The sequence below is a fragment of the Amycolatopsis sp. N2S4-7 genome, assembly GCF_058119595.1.
This window is the reverse complement of sequence record NZ_CP172299.1, coordinates 8,445,753-8,464,998: the sequence shown is the minus strand read 5'-3', so window position 1 is coordinate 8,464,998 and position 19,246 is coordinate 8,445,753. Positions and strand designations below refer to the sequence as shown.

Genomic DNA, 19,246 nt, shown 5'->3' with positions numbered 1-19,246 from the left:
TTTTCGTTGGTTTCAGAGGTTTTCGAGCCAGGTGCGGACGGCGTCGGCGGTCGTGGCGGCGTGGTTTTCCATCATCGACCAGTGGTTGCCGGGGACGTCGGCGCCGACGTGGTCCGGGGCCCAGGTGGGGCGCCAGGCGTCGCCTTCGGTTCCTTCCCCGCCGACCGACTGGAGGGATTCGGTGGCGCGCACGAACAACGTCGGCACCGCCGTGTCCTCCGGCGTCCAGTCGGCGAACACGCGGAAGTAGCAGCCCATGCCGGTCAGCCGCAGGTTGTCGATGCCGCCGACGGCTTCTTCGCGGTCCTGGGCGCTGGTCACGAAGGTGCTCTTGAACCGGTCGATCTGCCCGCTCTGCGGCACGTAGGTGTCCATCAGCACGATGCCCTCCGGCGGCGAGCCGAGCCCCTCCAGGTAGGTGGCGGCCGCGTGGGCCAGCCAGCCGCCGGACGAGTGGCCGAGCAGCACGAACGGCGTGCCGCCGGCGGCCTTCCAGACCAGCTCCGCCTGCAGTTCGACGGTCGCTTCGACCGACGACGGCAGCCGCTCGCCGGGCCGGAACCCGGGTGCGGGGATCATGGTCAGCTCCCGTTCGCCGCGGAACCCGGCGGCGAACCGCGCGTACTGCTGGGCCCCGGTGATCGCGACCGGCGCGGCGAAGCAGAGCAGCCCCGGCGTCGCGTCACCCCGGGCGAGCCGGACCGGTTCGGGCAGTTTCTTCAGCTCGGTGACGCTGGCGAAGGACGGCCGCAGCCGGGACGCCGCCTTGATGAACTCGACGGCTTCGGCGATCTTGCCTTCGTCGCAGGCCTTCCGGTAGAGGAGCTGGATGGAGCCGGTTTCTTCTTCGGCGACAGTGTCCTCTGTGGACTCCTCGGCTTTCGTGGCCGGGACGAGTTCGCCGCTCAGGTACTCGACGAGCGCGTCCGGGGTGGGGTGGTCGAACACCAGCGTCGCGGGCAGCCGCAGGCCGGTGAGCCCGATCAGGCGGTTGCGCAGTTCGACGGCGGTGAGCGAGTCGAAGCCCATCTCCGGGAAGCCGACGCCGGCCGGGATCGCGTCCGGCCCGGTGAAGCCGAGCACCCCCGCCACCTGCGTCAGGACCACTTCCCGCAAGGTGTCCCCGGTGATCGCCACGGCTTCCCCGGCGGCCGCCCGCTTGGCGGCGGGCCGGACGAGCCCCCGCAGCAGCGGCGGCACCCCGCCGGTGCCGAACTGCCGCCGGAGCGCGGCGACGTCGAGGTGCATCGGGACCAGGACCGGCTCCGGCGTCGCCCGGGCGGTGTCGAAGAGCCGCAGGCCCTCTTCGGTGGAGAGCGGCCGCAGGCCGGCCCGGCTCACCTTCTCGCGGCCTTCGGCGCCGAGCTGGCGGGTCAGGTCGCTGGCTTCGTCCCACAGGCCCCAGGCGAGGGACTTCGCCGGGAGGCCCTGGACGTGCCGGTGGGTGGCGAGGGCGTCGAGGTAGGCGTTGGCCGCGGCGTAACCGGCCTGGCCCGCGTTGCCGAGGATGCCGGCGGCCGAGGAGAAGAGGACGAAGTCGGTCAGGTCGTGGTCGCGGGTGAGCTCGTGGAGGTTCGCCGCGGCGTCGGCCTTGGGCTTCAGGACCGTGGCGAGCCGGTCGGGGGTGAGGCCGGCGAGCATGCCGTCGTCGAGGACACCGGCGGCGTGGATCACTGCTTTTAAGGGGAAGTCGGCCGGGATGGCTTGGAGGACGGCGGCGAGGGCCTCGCGGTCGGCAGCGTCGCACTCGGCGATGGTGACGCGGGCGCCGGTCGCGGTCAGGTCGGCGACGAGGTTGTCGGCGCCTTCGGCCGCGCGGCCGCTGCGGCTGGTGAGGAGGATGTGGCCTGCTCCGGCGCGCGCCGCGTGGCGGGCGATGAGGCCGCCGAGGAGGCCGGTACCGCCGGTGACGAGGACGGTGGCGGCCGGGTCGAAGGCGGGTGCCGCCGCGCCCGAGCCAGCCGGATCCCAGGCGGGCGCCGCCGCGCCCGGACCGACCGGCGCGGCCTCAGCCGAGGCCACCGCTGCCGCGCCCGAGCCAGCCGGGCCGGTCTCCGCCGAGACTGCCGCCGGGGCGATCCCGGCCGCGGCCGCTTCGGGAGACTCCAGCACCAGGCGGGCCAGGCGCGGTGCGAGGACCTGCCCGTCCCGCACCGCGACCTGGGGCTCCTCACCCGCGGCGAGCCGCTCGAGCAGACCGCCCTCTGTCCCCGGCTGGGCGTCGATCAGCACGAACCGGCCCGGGTGCTCCGTCTGGGCGGAACGCACCAGGCCCCACACCGCGGCCGCCGCCAGGTCCGGGATGTCTTCGCCCCGGCGGGCCGCCACCGCTCCGTGCGTGATGATCGCCAGGCGGGGCGCGTCCCCCTGCAAGCGGGCGAGGACCGAAGCCGTCACCTCGTGGACCTCGCCCGCCGGGACCTCGAACAGCTCCGCGGTCCCCGACGAGGCCGGCGCCCCGACCGGGGTCCACTGGACGTGGAACAGCGGGTCGCGGGCGGGCGTCACCGCCGAGACCGGGCGCGTGGCCAGCGAACCGATCGTCGCCACCGGGGCTCCGGTCGCGTCGGCGATGTCGAGCCTCGGTCCGGCCAGCCGGACGCGGATCGCCGAGGCGCCCACCGCGTGCAGAACCACGTCCGTCCACGCGAACGGCATCTGCGCGCCACCCTCGGCGTCGCCCGTCACCATGCCCGCGTGCAGGGCCGCGTCGAGCAACGCCGGGTGCAGGCCGAAGCGGTCCGCGTCGGCCGCGTCGACGGCGACCTCCGCGAAGATCTCCTCGCGGCGGCGCCAGACCGCCCGCAGGCCCTGGAACGCCGGGCCGTAGCCGAATCCGCGTTCGGCCAGCGCCGCGTACGCGCCGTCCAGCTCGACGGCGGTCGCCCCCGCGGGTGGCCACTCGGTCAGCGACATCCCGGTCTCCCCGGACGTCCCGAGCGCGCCGGAAGCGTTGCGGATCCACGGCTCTTCGGAACCCGAGGGACGCGAGTGGATGGTGACCGCGCCCGCCGCGTCCACCACGACCTGGACCTGGACGCCGCCCTGCGCGGGCAGCGCGATCGGCGCTTCCAGCGTCAGCTCTTCGAGCACCGGCCGGTCCACGTGCGCCCCGGCCTGCAGGGCGAGCTCGACGAGCGCGGTGCCGGGCACCAGGACGGTGCCGAGCAGCGCGTGGTCGCCCAGCCAGGGGTGGGTGCGCAACGACAGCGCCCCCGTGCAGACCAGCCCACCGGACTCCGGCAGCGGGACGACCGCGCCGAGCAGCGGGTGGTCCGCCGCCGCCAGGCCGGCCGCGCCGACGTCCCCGGCGCCCGCGGGGGATTCGAGCCAGTAGCGGTCGCGCTGGAAGGCGTAGGTCGGCAGGTCGACGCGCCGGCCGCCGGGCAGGGCCTCGGTCCAGTCGACCCGCACCCCCCGGACGTACGCCTCGGCCAGCGAGGCCAGCAGCCGCGCGGGGCCGCCGTCGTCGCGCCGGAGCGTGCCGACGGCGACGACCGCCTGCTCGGCCGTCTCTTCGACGGCCATGGTGAGCACCGGGTGCGGGCTGCATTCGACGAAGACACCGTGCCCCGCGGCCAGCAGTTTCGCCGTGGCGCCCGCGAAGTCGACGGTCTGCCGCAGGTTCCGGGCCCAGTAGGCCGCGTCGAGCTCGCTGGTGTCGAGGAAGTCCCCGGTCACCGTCGAGCAGAACGGGATGTCCGCCGCCCGCGGGGTGACCGGCGCCAGCACCTCCAGGAGCCGGTCGTGGATGCGGTCGACGTGCGCGGAGTGCGAGGCGTAGTCGACCGGGACCAGCTTGGCGCGGACGCCGTCGGCCGCGCAGCCGGCGACGAACTCGGCCAGCAGGCCGGCGTCGCCGGACACGACGACCGACGACGGCCCGTTGACCGCGGCGAGCGACAGCTCCCCGCCCCAGTCCGCCAGCCGCTTGCCCGCGACCTCGGCCGACAGGGCCACGGAAGCCATTCCGCCGTCGCCGCCCAGCGACAGGATCTCCTTGCTGCGCAACGCAACCACCCGAGCACCGTCCTCAAGAGACAGTGCACCCGCGACGACCGCCGCGGCGATCTCGCCCTGGCTGTGCCCGACGACGGCCGCCGGCTCGACCCCGTGGGCGCGCCAGACGGCGGCCAGCGAGACGAGCACCGCGAACAGCACGGGCTGGACGACGTCGACGCGGTCGAGGTCACGGCCTTCGCGCAGCACCTCCACCACGGAGAAGTCCACAAAGGACGACAGAGCGGCGGCGCACTCGGCCAGCCGTCCGGCGAAGACCGGGGAGGAGTCCAGGAGGTCCACCGCCATCCCGGGCCACTGCGAACCCTGGCCGGGGAAGACGAAGACGACCTTGCCGGGCCGGGTCGCGGTGCCGCAGACCAGCTGCGCGTGCGGGACGTCCTTCGCGAGCGCATCGAGCCCGGCGGCGAAGTCAGGGCCGAGCACGACGGCCCGGTGGTCGAACGTCGCCCGCGTGGTGGCCAGCGACCAGCCGACGTCCACCGGATCGGCGGACACGGACGCGAGCGCCTCGGCCTGCCCCCGCAACGCGGCCGCACTCCGCGCCGAGAGCACCCACGGCACGACCGCGGCCGAGCGGCTTTCGGCGGTGCCGGTCTCGTCCGGCGCCTGTTCGAGCACCACGTGCGCGTTGGTGCCGCTGACCCCGAACGACGAGACCGCCGCGCGGCGCGGACGGCCGGTCTCCGGCCACGGCCGCGCCTCGGTGAGCAGCTCGACGGCACCCGCGGACCAGTCGACGTGCGGCGAAGGGGCATCGACGTGCAGGGTCGCCGGGAGCACGCCGTGGCGCATGGCCTGCACCATCTTGATCACGCCCGCGACCCCCGCCGCGGCCTGCGTGTGGCCGATGTTCGACTTCACCGAACCGAGCCACAGCGGCTCGGACCGCTCCTGGCCGTACGTCGCCAGCAGGGCCTGCGCCTCGATCGGGTCGCCCAGCGAAGTACCGGTGCCGTGCGCCTCGACGGCGTCCACTTCGGACGGCTGGAGCCGCGCACCGGCCAGCGCCGCGCGGATCACGCGCTGCTGGGCCGGGCCGTTGGGCGCGGTGAGGCCGTTGGACGCGCCGTCCTGGTTGACCGCCGTGCCGCGGACCACCGCCAGCACGCGGTGCCCGAGCCGTCGCGCGTCGGACAGCCGTTCCACCAGCAGCATCCCGGCGCCTTCGGCCCAGCCGGTGCCGTCGGCGGACGCGGCGAAGGACTTGCACCGCCCGTTGCCGGACAGCCCGCCCTGGCGGCTGAACTCGAGGAACGCGGTCGGCGTGAACATCACCGTCACGCCGCCGACCAGCGCCATCGTGCACTCGCCGGAGCGCAGCGACTGCGCGGCCAGGTGCAGGGCGACCAGCGAAGACGAGCACGCCGTGTCGATCGTGACCGCGGGCCCTTCCAGCCCGAACGTGTAGGCCACGCGCCCCGAGGCGACGCTGCCCGCACTGCCGTTGCCGAGGTAGCCCGCCAGGTCGTCCGGCACGGCGGTGAGCCGCGAGACGTAGTCGTGGTACATCAGGCCGGCGAACACCCCGGTCCGACTGCCCTTGAGCGAGCCGGGGTCGATGCCGGCGCGCTCGAACGACTCCCACGCCGTCTCCAGCAGCAGGCGGTGCTGCGGGTCGATGGCCATGGCCTCGCGCGGCGAGATGCCGAAGAACTCGGGGTCGAAGCGGTCGGCGTCGTAGAGGAACCCGCCTTCGGGCACGAAGTCGCCCGTGTCGGGGATGTCCCAGCCGCGGTCGGCGGGGAATCCCGAAATGCCGTCGCGGCCTTCCGTGAGCAGCTCCCAGAACTCCTCCGGCGAGCTGACGCCGCCGGGGTAGCGGCAGCTCATGCCGATGATGGCCAGGGGCTCGTCGGCCGGGACCGCGGCGGAAACCGGGGCCACCGGCGACGCCGCGCCGCCCAGTTCGGTGACGAGGTGGTCGATGAGCGCGGCCGGGCTCGGGTAGTCGAAGATCAGCGTCGCGGGCAGCCGCAGGCCGGTCGCGCCGCCGAGGCGGTTGCGCAGCTCCACCGCGGTCAGCGAGTCGAAGCCGAGGTCCTTGAACGCGCCTTCGAGGTCGACCGCGGCCGTCGAGCCGTGGCCGAGCACCGCCGCGACGTGCGTGTTGACGACGTCGGCGAGCACCTCACGGCGTTCCGGCTCGGCCAGCCCGGCCAGCCGCTGGGCGAGACCGGTGTCGATCGCGTCGCCGGCCCGCCGCATCGGCGTCCGGACCAGGCCGCGCAGCAGCCACGGCAGCATCCCGGCGGACGCCTGCTTGCCGAGCACGGCGAGATCGAGCCTGCTCAGCAGCTGCACCGGCGCCGCGGAGGCGAGCGCGGCGTCGAACAGCGCCAGTCCATCCACAGTGGACAGCGGAATCATGCCGCCGCGGCTCATCCGGCGCAGGTCGGCGTCGGCGAGGTCCGCGGCCATGCCCTGGGCCCACGCACCCCAGGCCATCGCGGTGCCGGGCAGGCCGGCGGCCCGGCGGCGGGTCATCAGCGCGTCGAGGAAGGCGTTGGCCGCGGCGTAGTTGCCCTGGCCCGCGCCACCCATCACGCCCGCGGCGGAGGAGAACACGACGAACGCCGACAGCGGGCGGTCCGCCGTCAGTTCGTGCAACGCCCAGGCGGCGTCGACCTTGGGCCGGAAGACCGCCTCGAACCGTTCCGGGGTCAGGGATTCCACGACGCCGTCGTCGAGCACCCCTGCCGCGTGCACTACCGCGCACAGGTCCGGGATGCCATCGAGAACGGCGGCCAACGCGTCCCGGTCGGCGACGTCGCACGCCACCACCGAGGCCTCAGCGCCCACCGAAGCGAGGTCCGAGACCAGGTCCGCGGCGCCGGGGGTGTCCGGTCCGCGACGGCCGGTCAGGACCAGACGCCGGACGCCCTGCCCGGCGAGGTGCCGCGCGGTCAGCGCGCCGATGCTCCCGAGGCCGCCGGTGATCAGCACCGTGCCGTCGAAGGCCGGAACGTCCACCTCGGACGCAGGGGGGCGGACCAGGCGCAGCATCCGCAGTTCGCCGTCGCGGAGGACGAGCTGGGGTTCGCCGGTGGCGGCGGCCGCGGCGAGGACCTCGTCGGCCAGTTCTTCGGTATCGAGGTCGAGCAGCACGAACCGGCCGGGGTTCTCCGACTGCGCGGCCCGCACGAGCCCCCACGCGGCGGCCGCGGCGAGGTCGGGCTTCTCGGCCACCGCGCCGCGCGTCACGAGCACGAGCCGGGCTTCCTGGGAGCCCGCGAGCCAGTCCTGCAGCAACGCCAGGGTGGCGGCGGTCGTCTCGCGCACCTGCTCGGGCACCGCAGCGGTACCGGAAGGCAGGTACGCGACCTCGACCGGTCCCTCGAAGTCCCCGGCCGGAGCCGGTGGCCAGTCCAAGGTGAAGAGGGCGTCACGCAGGCTGCGCCCGGCGTCGAGGCCGTCGGCCGACACGGGCCTCGAGACCAGCGAGCCGATGGTGGCGACCGGCTTCCCGGCCGGGTCGGCCAGCGTCAGCGACACGGCACCGGGACCCGCCGGGACCAGACGGACCCGGACCGCGGACGCGCCGGCGGCGAACAGCGAAACGTCGGTCCAGGCGAACGGCAGCCGTCCTTCGGGAGCCGCGTCCGGGGTGGCCAGGCCCGCCGCGTGCAGGGTCGCGTCCAGCAGGGCCGGGTGCACGCCGAACCGTTCGGCGTCTCCCGCGTGGTCGTCGTCGAGCGCGACCTCGGCGAACACCTCCTCGCCGCGGCGCCAGGCCGCGCGCAGCCCGCGGAACGCCGGTCCGTAGTGGAATCCGGCCGACTCGACGGCGTCGTAGATCCCGTCGACGGGTACGGGTTCGGCGCCCGGTGGCGGCCATTCGCGCAGGTCCGGCCCCGGCGACGCCGTCCCGGGGGCCAGAAATCCGGTGGCGTGCCGGACCCACGGCTCGTCGAAGGCGGCGCCGTCCGGCCGCGAGTGCAGGCCGACGCTCCGGCGGCCCGCGGCGTCCGGGGCCCCGACCGAAAGCTGCACCTGCACGCCGTCGTCGCCGAGGACGAGCGGCGCTTCGAGCGTCAGTTCCTCGACGCTTCCGCAGCCCGCCTGCTCCCCCGCGCGCAGCGCCAGCTCCAGCATCGCGGTCCCGGGCAGCAGCACCGTCCCGAGCACGGCGTGGTCGGCCAGCCACGGGTGCGCCCGCCGGGAAAGCACCCCGGTGAACAGGAACCCGTCACCGCCGGCGAGGGAGACCGCGGCGCCGAGCAGCGGGTGTTCGGTCGCCCCCAGGCCGACCGAAGCCGCGTCACCGCCGGTTTCCTTCGCCTCCAGCCAGTAGCGGCTGCGCTGGAACGCGTACGTCGGGAGCGGGACCTGCCGCGCGCCCGTGCCCTCGAACACCGCGGCCCAGTCCGGCTCCCGGCCCCGCGTGTGCAGGCGGGCGACGGCGGCCGCGAAGGTCAGCGGTTCCGGCCGCTCCGGCCGCAGCGTGGCGACCGCGACCGCCTCCTCGGGTACGAGCGCCGCCAGCCGGCCGCCGGGCCCGACCTCGACGAACGTCGTCACGCCGGAATCGAGCAGGGTGGCGACACCGTCGGCGAACCGGACCGTGGCGAGCACGTGCGTGACCCAGTAGTCCGGGTCGGCGAGCTCGATCGGCTTCCCGGTCACCGTGGACACGACCGGGATGGCCGGTGTCCCGAAGGAAAGCCCGGCGATCGCGGCCCGGAACTCCGCGGTCATCGGCGCCATCAGCGGCGAGTGGAAGGCGTGGCTGGTCGCGAGTTCGCGGGTCTTGCGGCCCTTCTCGGCCCAGGCGGCGGCGACGGTCGTGACGGCTTCGGCCGCACCGGAGAGCACGACCGCGCCGGGCCCGTTGACGGCGGCGATCGCGACGTCGTCGGGCAGCGTCGGGGCGATCTCCCCCTCGCCGGCCTCGACCGCGACCATCACGCCGCCCGCGGGCAGGGCCTGCATCAGCCGGCCGCGCGCGGTGACCAGCGTGGCCGCGTCGGCCAGCGAAAGGATCCCGGACACGTGCGCGGCCGCGATCTCGCCGATCGAGTGCCCCAGCAGGAAGTCCGGTCGCACCCCCCACGCCTCGAGCAGGCGGAACAGCGCGACCTCGACGGCGAACAGCGCGGGCTGGGTGAACTCGGTGTCGTCCAGGCGGTCGCCGTCGAACACCGCGACGCGCACCGCGGGGTCCAGCTCGGCCAGCGCCGCGTCGAGCGCGGCGGCGAACACCGGGTAAGCCGCGTATAGCTCGGTCGCCATGCCCGCGTACTGGGCGCCCTGCCCGGAGAACAGGAAGGCGGTCTTGCCCGGCGCCGTGGTGTCCGCGACGACCGTGGGCCTCCCGGCCGCGAGGTCGGCCAGTCCTTGCCGCAGTTCCGCCCGGTCGCGGCCGAGCACGACCGCCCGGTGCGGGTGCCGCGCCCGGGTCGTGGTCGTGTATGCGGCGTCCACAAGGGACGGCTCGTCTTCGAGGTGGTCCAAAAGCGACTGTGCCTGGGCAGCCAGCGCGTCGTGGCTCCGGGCCGAGATCAGCAGCGGCAGCACCGGCGGGGTGACCCGCTCGGCCGGCTCCGGGGTGTCTTCCGGCAGCTCCAGCACGACGTGGGTGTTGGTGCCGCTGACCCCGAACGACGACACGCCGGCGCGGCGCGGGTGCCCGGTCTCCGGCCACGGCCGGGCCTCGGTGAGCAGCTCGACGGCGCCCGCGGTCCAGTCGACCCGCGGGTTGGGCTCGTCGACGTGCAGGGTCTTCGGCAGCACGCCGTGCCGCATGGCCTGCACCATCTTGATCACGCCGCCGACGCCGGCGGCGGCCTGGCTGTGCCCGATGTTCGACTTCAGCGAGCCGAGGTAGAGCGGCTCCGTCCGGTCCTGGCCGTAGGTGGCCAGCACCGCCTGCGCCTCGATCGGGTCGCCGAGCACCGTGCCGGTGCCGTGCGCCTCGACGGCGTCCACTTCGGACGGCTCGAGCCCGGCCGCGGCGAGCGCGTCGAGGATCACCCGCTGCTGGGCCGGGCCGTTGGGCGCGGTGAGCCCGTTGGACGCGCCGTCCTGGTTCACCGCGGTCCCGCGGACCACGGCCAGCACGGGGTGGCCGAGGCGCCGCGCGTCGGACAGCCGTTCCACCAGGAGCATCCCGGCGCCCTCGCCCCAGCTGGTGCCGTCGGCGGACGCGGCGAAGGACTTGCAGCGGCCGTCCGGGGCGAGCCCGCGGGCCCGGCTGAACTCGATGAACGCGGTCGGCGTGGACATCACGGTCACGCCGCCGGCCAGCGCCATCGAGCACTCGCCGCGGCGCAGCGCGGTGGCGGCCAGGTGCAGCGCCACCAGCGACGACGAGCACGCCGTGTCGATGGTGAGGGCCGGCCCTTCCAGCCCGAAGGTGTAGGCGACGCGGCCGGACGCGATGCTGCCCGCGCTGCCGTTGCCGATGAACCCTTCGAAGCCGTCGGGCACGGGCTGCAGCCGCGCGGCGTAGTCGTTGTACATGACGCCGGCGAACACGCTGGTCCGGCTGCCGCGCAGCGACGCCGGGGCGAGGCCCGCCGACTCGATGGCCTCCCACGACAGTTCCAGCAGCAGCCGCTGCTGCGGGTCCATGGCCAGCGCGTCCCGCGGCGAGATGCCGAAGAACGCCGGGTCGAAGTCGGCGGCCTCACGCAGGAAGCCGCTTTCGGTCACGTAGTACGTACCGAGGTGGTCGGGATCCGGGTCGTAGAGCTTCCCGAGGTCCCAGCCGCGGTCCTCGGGGAACGCGCCGATGCCCTCCCGGGCCTGGTCGACCAGGTCCCACAGGCCGTCGGGGTCGCCGACGCCACCCGGGTACCGGCAGCTCATCCCGATGATGGCGATCGGCTCCCTGGCCTGGGCTTCGAGCTCGGCCAGCTGCGAGCGCGTCGCGCCGAGCCGCTGCCGCGCCTGCCGCAGGTCGGCCGTGGCCCGCTTCAGGTAGTCGCGGAGGGTGTCTTCGTTCGCCATTCCGGGCGTCTCCTCGGGTGGATCGGTGGGGGTCGGCGGGCGGCGGCTAGTGGACCTCGAAGTCCTGGTCGATCAGGGCGAACAGCTCCTCGTCCGTGGCGGAGTCGAGACGTTCGCCGGCGCCGCCCTGGTCACCGGTCTGCGGGTAGAGGGTCGCAAGCAGCACTTCCAAACGGGTTCTAAGCGCCATCCGCGTCGCTTCCGCCGGTTCGCCGGCCGCCAGACCGGCTTCGAGCTGCGCCAACGCCGTGAGCGCCGGATCGGCCGCTTCGGTCGTCGAGCGGCCCAGCTCGGTCAGGAGGAAGCCGGTGAGAACCAGCGGGTCCGGGTAGTCGAAGATCAACGTCGCCGGCAGCCGGAGCCCGGTCGCGGCGGCCAGGTTGTTGCGCAGCTCGACCGCGCTGAGCGAGTCGAACCCGAAGTCGCCGAACCCGCGGTCCGGGTCGACGGCGTCCGCGGACGCGTGCCCGAGCACGGCCGCGACCTGCGTCCGCACCAGGTCGAGCAGGACCGCTTCCTGCTCTTCGGCGGGTACCTCGGCCAGCCGCGCGGCCAGCTCGCCTTCCTCGGGCGCGGCCGACGGCCGCCGCGTGGCGCGGATCAGGCCGCGGAACAGCGGGGGCACCGGGCCGCCGCCGATCCGCGTCCGCATCGCCGCGACGTCCAGTTCCATCGGGAGCAGGACCGGCTCGGCCTGGCTCAGCGCGGTGTCGAACAACGCGAGGGCGTCCTTCGTGGCCAGCGCGCCGAAGCCGCCGCGGTTCATCCGGCGCTTGTCGACGTCGGTGAGCTCGCCGAGCAGGCCGCTCGACTGCTCCCAGAGGCCCCACGCCAGCGACGTCGCGGGCAGGCCGCGGGCGTGCCGGTGGCGGGCGAGCGCGTCCAAGACCGCGTTGGCGGCGGCGTAGTTGGCCTGCCCGGCGTTGCCGAGCGTGCTCGCCGCGGAGGAGAACAGCACGAACGCGGCCAGGTCCAGGTGCTCGGTCAGCTCGTGCAGGTGCCACGCCGCGTCCGCCTTGGGCCGCAGCACGGTGGCGAACCGCTCCGGGGTGAGTGAAGCCAGGACGCCGTCGTCGAGGACGCCGGCGGTGTGCACGACCGCGGTGAGCGGGTGCTCGGCGGGGATCCCGGCCAGGAGTGCTGTCAAGGCTTCCCGATCGGCCGCGTCGCAGGCCACGACTTCGGCGTGCGCTCCGAGGGTGTCCAATTCGGACACCAGCTCGGCGATACCCGGCGTGTCCGGGCCGCGACGGCCCGCGAGCACCAGGTGCCGGACGCCGCCCGCGGCGAGGTGCCGGGCGAGCAGGCCGCCGAGGGTGCCGGTGCCGCCGGTGATGAGCACGGTGCCGTCGGGGTTCCACTCCGGCGCCGTCTCCGCACCCGCCGCGACGCGGGCCAGGCGAGGGGCGAAGGTCTCTCCGCCGCGCAGCAGCACCTGCGGTTCACCGCCGGCGAGGGCCGCGAGGATCGCGCGGCCGTCGAGGTCGCCGTCGAGGTCCAGGAGCGTGAAGCGATCCGGGTTCTCGGCCTGGGCGGTGCGCACGAGACCCCACGCGGCCGCGAGGGCGACGTCCCGTTCGGCACCCCGGGTCACGAACACCAGCCGGCCGGCGGACCAGTTCTGGACCGTCTCGAGCACTTCGGTGGTGACGCGGTGGACGTCGTCGCCGGTGATCGGCAGGAACGTGAAGTCCGCCGGTTCGTCCGTGGTCTTGACGACGGCTCCGGCACTGCGCAGCGCCGCGGCGAGGGCGGGGTCGCCGACGACCGTGCAGGTGCCCGCCGGCACGGGACCGGTGGCGGCGGGCGCCCAGTCGATCCGGAAGAGCGACCGGTGGTATTCGGCCCGTGCCTCGATGCCCGCTGCGGAAATCGCGCGCAGCAGCAGGGATTCCGCCGATGCGACCGGACGGCCCGCGCCATCGGCGACGGTCAGGCTGATCGTGTCCGGCCCGACCGGCGCCAGCCGGACCCGCAGGCTCGCCGCGCCGGACGTCCGCAGCGCCACCCCGTTCCACGAGAACGGCAGGTGGCCCTGGCCCTTCGCGGTGACGAAGCCGCCGAGCCCGACGGCGTGCAGCGCGGCGTCGAGCAACGCCGGGTGCAGCCCGAACCGGCCGGCGGAGTCGCGTTGCTCGTCCGGCAGCGCGACTTCGGCGTAGACGGCGCCGTCGAGCGACCAGGCCGCGCGCAGCCCCTGGAACGCGGGGCCGTAGCCGAACCCGTTGTCCTGCAGGCCGTCGTACAGCCCGGTGACGTCGATCTCCGTGGCACCGTCCGGGGGCCAGACCGCGAGGCCGTCGGCCCGGGTCGGCGCCTCCGGCGCGAGGGTGCCGGTGGCGTGCAGGCTCCACGCCTGGTCGTCGTCGCCGGTGGCGGAGTGCAAGGTGATCGGGCGCTTGCCCGCGTCGTCCGCCGCGCCGACGGCGACCTGGATCCGGACCGCGCCCTTCGGCGGGAGGACCAGCGGCGCGGCGAGGGTCAGTTCCTCGATCGCCGCGCAGCCCACCTCGTCGGCGGCGCGCAACGCCAGTTCGACGAACGCCGTGCCGGGCAGCAGCACGGTGTCCTGCACGGCGTGGTCGGCCAGCCACGGGTGCGTCTTGACCGAGAGCGAGCCGGTCAGGAGGCAGCCGCCGGTGCCGGGCAGCTCGACGGCCGCGCCGAGCAGCGGGTGTTCCGCGGCGGACAGCCCGGCGGCGGTGACGTCGCCCGCCGCCCACGACGGCTCCACCCAGAACCGGTCGCGCCGGAACGCCTGGGTCGGAAGGTCGGCTTTGCGGCCGCCGGGGAGCACCGCGGTCCAGTCCGGGGTGAAACCGCGGACGTGCAACCGCGCGACCGCGGCCAGCGCCGTCCGGACCTCGTCGTGCCCGCCGCGCAGCACCGGGACGGCGTCGTCGACCATGGCGCTCAGCACCGCGTCCGGACCGATCTCGACGAACGTCCGCGCGTTCGTCGCGGCGACCGCGTCGGCGAACCGGACGCACTCGCGGACCTGTCGCACCCAGTAGGCCGCGGAGCCGTCCCCGCCACCCTCCACAGTAGACACCCACGGGATGACGGGTTCGGCGGCGGTGAGCCCGTCGATCGCGGCGGCGAACTCGGCGAGCATCGGCTCCATCAACGCCGAATGGAACGCGTGGCTGGTGTTGAGCCGTTTGGTCTTCGCGAACTCCGCCGCGTACTCGACGACCGCGGCCTCCTCACCGGACAGCACGACCGAGTCCGGGCCGTTCACCGCCGCCAGCGACACACCGGCCGGCAGCCGGATGTCCTTTTCGGACGCCTGGACGGCGATCATCACGCCGCCCTCGGGCAGGGCCTGCATCAACCGGCCCCGCGCGGCGACCAGCGCACCCGCGTCTTCGAGGCTCAGCACCCCGGCGACGTGGGCGGCGGCGATCTCGCCGACCGAGTGCCCCACGACGTGGTCCGGCCGGACGCCCCACGACTCCAGGAGCCGGAACAACGCGACTTCCACCGCGAAGATGCCCTGCTGGGCGAGTTCCGTGTCCGGCGCGCCCGAGAGTTCCTTCACCCGCGGGTCCAGGTGCGCGCAAGCGGCGTCGAACGCCGCCGCGTAGACCGGGAACGTCTCGTACAGCTCCCGGCCCATCCCTTCCCGCTGCGAACCCTGCCCGGTGAACAGGAACGCGACGCCGCCGCTCACCGGCGTGCCCCGCACGACGGACCGGTGGGCCCGGCCCTCGGCGAGGGCCCCGAGCCCCTCCAGGAGTTCCTCACGATCGGCGGCCACCACGGCCGCCCGGTGCTCCAGCGCGGCGCGGCCGGTGGCCAAGGTCCAAGCGGCGTCCGGGAGCGGGAAGTCGGCGGTCCGCAGCTTCGCCGCCTGGGCCCGCAGGCCTTCGGCGTCCCGCCCGGACAGCACGAACGGCAGCACCGGCAGGGCTTCCGCCTCCCGCGGCTCGACGGCCGGGGGTTCTTCGAGGACGACGTGCGCGTTGGTCCCGCTCACGCCGAACGACGACACCCCCGCCCGTCGCGGCCGTTCCCCCGACGGCCACGGCCGGGCCTCGGTGAGCAGCTCGACGGACCCCGCCGCCCAGTCGACGTGCGGGGTCGGCTCGTCGACGTGCAGCGTCTTGGGCAGCACGCCGTGGCGCATGGCCTGCACCATCTTGATCACGCCCGCGACGCCCGCCGCGGCCTGCGTGTGGCCGATGTTCGACTTGAGCGAGCCGAGCAGCAGCGGCCGGTCGCGGTCCTGCCCGTAGGTCGCCACCACCGCCTGCGCCTCGATCGGGTCGCCGAGGGTGGTGCCGGTGCCGTGCGCCTCGAGAACGTCCACATCGGACGGCTGCAGCCGCGCCGAAGCCAGCGCGGCGCGGATCACCCGCTGCTGCGCGGGTCCGTTCGGCGCGGTGAGGCCGTTCGAAGCGCCGTCCTGGTTGACCGCGGAACCGCGGACCACGGCGAGGACCTCGTGGCCGTGGCGCAGCGCGTCGGACAGCCGTTCCACCAGCAGCACGCCGGCGCCCTCCGACCAGCCGACGCCGTCGGCGGCCGCGGCGAACGACTTGCAGCGGCCGTCCGGCGCGAGCCCGCGCTGACGGCTGAACTCGATGAACCCGGCCGGGGTCGACATCACCGTCACGCCGCCGGCCAGCGCCATCGAGCACTCGCCGGAGCGCAGCGCCTGCGCGGCGAGGTGCAACGCCACCAGCGACGACGAGCACGCCGTGTCGACGGTGAGCGCCGGACCCTCGAAGCCGAAGGTGTAGGCGATCCGGCCGGAGACGACGCTCGACGCGGTCCCGGTGCCGACGTACCCCTCGGCCTCGGCGGGGATGGTGGCCAGCAGCGAGCTGTAGTCCTGCGCCGAGGTGCCGGCGAACACGCCGACCTTCGCCCCGCGCAGCGCCGATGCGTCGACACCGGCGTGCTCGAACGCCTCCCACGACGCTTCCAGCAGCAGCCGTTGCTGCGGGTCCATCGCGAGGGCCTCGCGCGGCGAGATGCCGAAGAACCCGGCGTCGAACTCGGCGGCGCCGGTGACGAACCCGCCTTCGATCGAGTAGGTGGTGCCGGGCCGCGACAGATCCGGGTCGAACAGCGCGTCGACGTCCCAGCCACGATCCTCGGGGAACGGCGAGATGGCGTCGGCGCCGGTGGCGACCAGCCGCCAGAGGTTGTCGGGCGAGGTGACCCCGCCCGGGTAGCGGCAGCTCATGCCGATGATGGCGATCGGCTCGTCGTGCGCCACCACGGTTTCCGCGGCGGTTTCGAGGTCCACGCCGTCGAGGTGGGCGGCCAGCGCCGACGGCGTCGGGTGGTCGAAAACGAGCGTCGCGGGCAGCTCGCGGCCGAGCGCCGTGGCCAGGAGGGTCCGCAGCTCGACGGCGGTGAGCGAGTCGAAGCCCAGTTCCTTGAACGGCCGGTCCGCGCGGACCTCGTCGGCGGTCCCGTGGCCGAGGACGACCGCGGCCTGGCCGCGGACCAGGTCGGTCAGCACCCGGAGCCGCTCGTTCGCCGGGGCCCCGGCCAGCCGGGCGGCCAGCGCGCCCTTCGGCGGTTCCGGCTTGGCGGCGAGCTCGACGAACCCGCCGGAACCGGTGGCTTCCAGCCAGTAGCGCGTGCGCTGGAACGCGTAAGTCGGCAAGTCGACACGGCGGGCGCCGCTCCCGGCGAAGTAGGCGGCCCAATCGGGCGTCACGCCCCGCGTGTGGAGCCGGGCCAGCGCGGCGACGGCCGAGCGCGCTTCCGGCCGCCCGGCCCGCAGGACGGCGACGGCGGCCGCGTCCCCGGGCAGGCAGTCCTGGGCCAGCGCGCTGAGCACGCCCTCCGGCCCCAGCTCGAGGAACGTCCGGACGCCCTCGGCGTGCAAAGCCGTGACGCCGTCGGCGAACCGGACCGTCTCGCGGACGTGCCGCACCCAGTAGTCCGGGTCGGTGACCAGGCCGGGCGTGGCGAGCGCGCCGGTCACGTCGGACACCAGCGGGATCCGCGGCTCGGCGAACTCCAGGTCGGCGATGGCCGCCCGGAAGCCGGCCAGCATCGGGTCCATCAGGGCGGAGTGGAAGGCGTGGCTCGTGGTGAGGGCCTTGGCCTTCCCGAACCCGGCCGCCACGGCGGCGACCGCGTCGGCCTCGCCGGAGAGGACCACCGACTCCGGGCCGTTGACGGCGGCGATCGAGACGCCGTCCCGCAGCGCCGCGCGGACGTCCCCCTCGCTCGCACGCACGGCGACCATGAGGCCGCCGGCGGGCAGCGCCTGCATCAGCCGTCCGCGGGCCGTCACGAGGGTTCGCGCGTCGTCCAGGGAGAACACCCCGGCGACGTGCGCGGCGGCGATCTCGCCGATCGAGTGCCCGAGCAGGCAGGCCGGGCGGACGCCCCACGACTCGACGAGCCGGTACAACGCCACCTCGACCGCGAACAGGGCGGCCTGGGCGTACTCGGTGCGGTCCAGGTCCGCGCCGCCGTCGAGCACCAGCTCCCGCACGCGGGGGGCGAAGCCGGCGCAGATCTCGTCGAACGCCCGCGCGTACACCGGGAAGGTCTCGTGCAGCTCGCGGCCCATCCCGGCCCGCTGGGAACCCTGTCCGGAGAACAGGAAGGCGAGCTCGCCCGCGGCGACCGTGTCCCGCACGACCGACGGCGCGGGTTCCCCGGCGGCGATCGCCCGCAGGCCCGCGTCGAGGTCCCCGAGCACGACCGCGCGTTCGCCGAAGTGCGCCCGCGTCGTCGCCAGCGCCACGGCCAGGTCGACCGGATCCGCGTCGACCTCCAGCAGACGCTCGGCCTGGGCGCGCAGGGCGCCCTCGGTCTTCCCCGACAGCACCCACGGCAGCACCGCGGGCGGCTCGCCCGGCTCGGTGACCTCCCCGGCCGGCGCCTGTTCCAGGATGACGTGCGTGTTCGTCCCGCTCACCCCGAACGACGACACCCCCGCGCGGCGCGGGCGGCCGGTGTCCGGCCAGTCCGTGGCCTCGGTCAGGAGCTCGACCGCACCGGCCGCCCAGTCCACGTGCGGCGTCGGCTCGTCGACGTGCAGGGTCTTCGGCAGCACGCCGTGGCGCATCGCCTCGACCATCTTGATCACGCCGCCGACGCCGGCCGCGGCCTGCGTGTGCCCGACGTTCGACTTGAGCGACCCCAGCAGCAGCGGCCGCTCGGCCGGGCGCTCGGCGCCGTAGGTGGCCAGCACCGCCTGGGCCTCGATCGGGTCGCCGAGCACCGTGCCGGTGCCGTGCGCTTCGACGGCGTCGACGAGGTCGGACGTCAGGGCGGCGTCGGCCAGCGCGGCGCGGATGACGCGCTGCTGCGCGGGTCCGTTCGGCGCGGACAGCCCGCTGCTGGCGCCGTCCTGGTTGACGGCGGTGCCGCGGACCACCGCGAGGACCGGGTGCCCGAGCCGCTGTGCGTCGGAAAGCCGTTCCACCAGCAGCATTCCGGCGCCTTCGGCCCACGCCGTGCCGTCCGCCGCGCCGGCGAACGACTTGCAGCGGGCGTCCGGCGCGAGGCCGCGCTGGCGGCTGAACTCGATGAACCCGGTCGGCGTCACGATCATCGTGACCCCGCCGGCCAGCGCCATCGTGGTCTCGCCGCGGCGCAGCGACTGGACGGCGAGGTGCAGCGCGACCAGCGAAGACGAGCACGCGGTGTCGACGGTGATCGCCGGGCCCTCGAGGCCGAAGGTGTAGGCGACGCGGCCGGAAGCGACGCTGCCCGCGTTGCCGCTGCCGAGGTAGCCCTCGACGATCTCCGGCACGGACGTCAGCCGCGCGGCGTAGTCCTGGTACATCACGCCGGCGAAGACGCCGATCTTGTGCCCGCGCACGGTGGCCGGGTCGATCCCGGCGCGCTCGAAGGCCTCCCACGACGTCTCCAGCAGCAGCCGGTGCTGCGGGTCCATGGCCAGGGCCTCGCGCGGGCTGATGTCGAAGAAGCCGGGGTCGAAGTCGGCGGCGCCGGACATGAAGCCGCCCTCGCGCACGTACGACTTGCCGGGCGCCTCCGGGTCGGGGTCGTAGACGTCGTCGACGGTCCAGCCGCGGTCGTCCGGGAACTCCGAGATGGCGTCGAAGCCCTCGGCGACCAGCCGCCACAGGTCCTCGGGCGAGGTGACCCCGCCGGGGTAGCGGCAGCTCATCCCGACGATCGCGATCGGCTCGCGGTCGCGTTCCTCCAGCTCGTGCACCCGGCCGCGGGCCTCGCGCAGGTCCTTGGCGGCCTGCTTGAGGTAATCGCGCAGCTTCTGTTCGTGGGACATCCGATGGCTCCTGTGTGTGGGGTTTCCGGCGCGCGCTCG

At 74.8% G+C, this 19,246-nt stretch carries 2 protein-coding genes; both read right to left on the bottom strand.

Annotated elements, in window-relative coordinates:
* Positions 1 to 12: 12 nt before the first annotated feature.
* Entirely contained in the window at positions 13 to 10,971 is a 10,959-nt protein-coding gene (locus ACH54P_RS39910; protein ID WP_489908461.1) for an SDR family NAD(P)-dependent oxidoreductase, read from the bottom strand.
* Between the two features lie 46 nt (positions 10,972 to 11,017).
* Positions 11,018 to 19,207 carry an SDR family NAD(P)-dependent oxidoreductase gene (locus ACH54P_RS39905; RefSeq protein WP_489908460.1) on the bottom strand — a complete coding sequence of 2,730 codons (8,190 nt, stop codon included), beginning with the start codon at positions 19,205 to 19,207 and terminating at the stop codon, positions 11,018 to 11,020.
* Between the last annotated feature and the right edge of the window lie 39 nt (positions 19,208 to 19,246).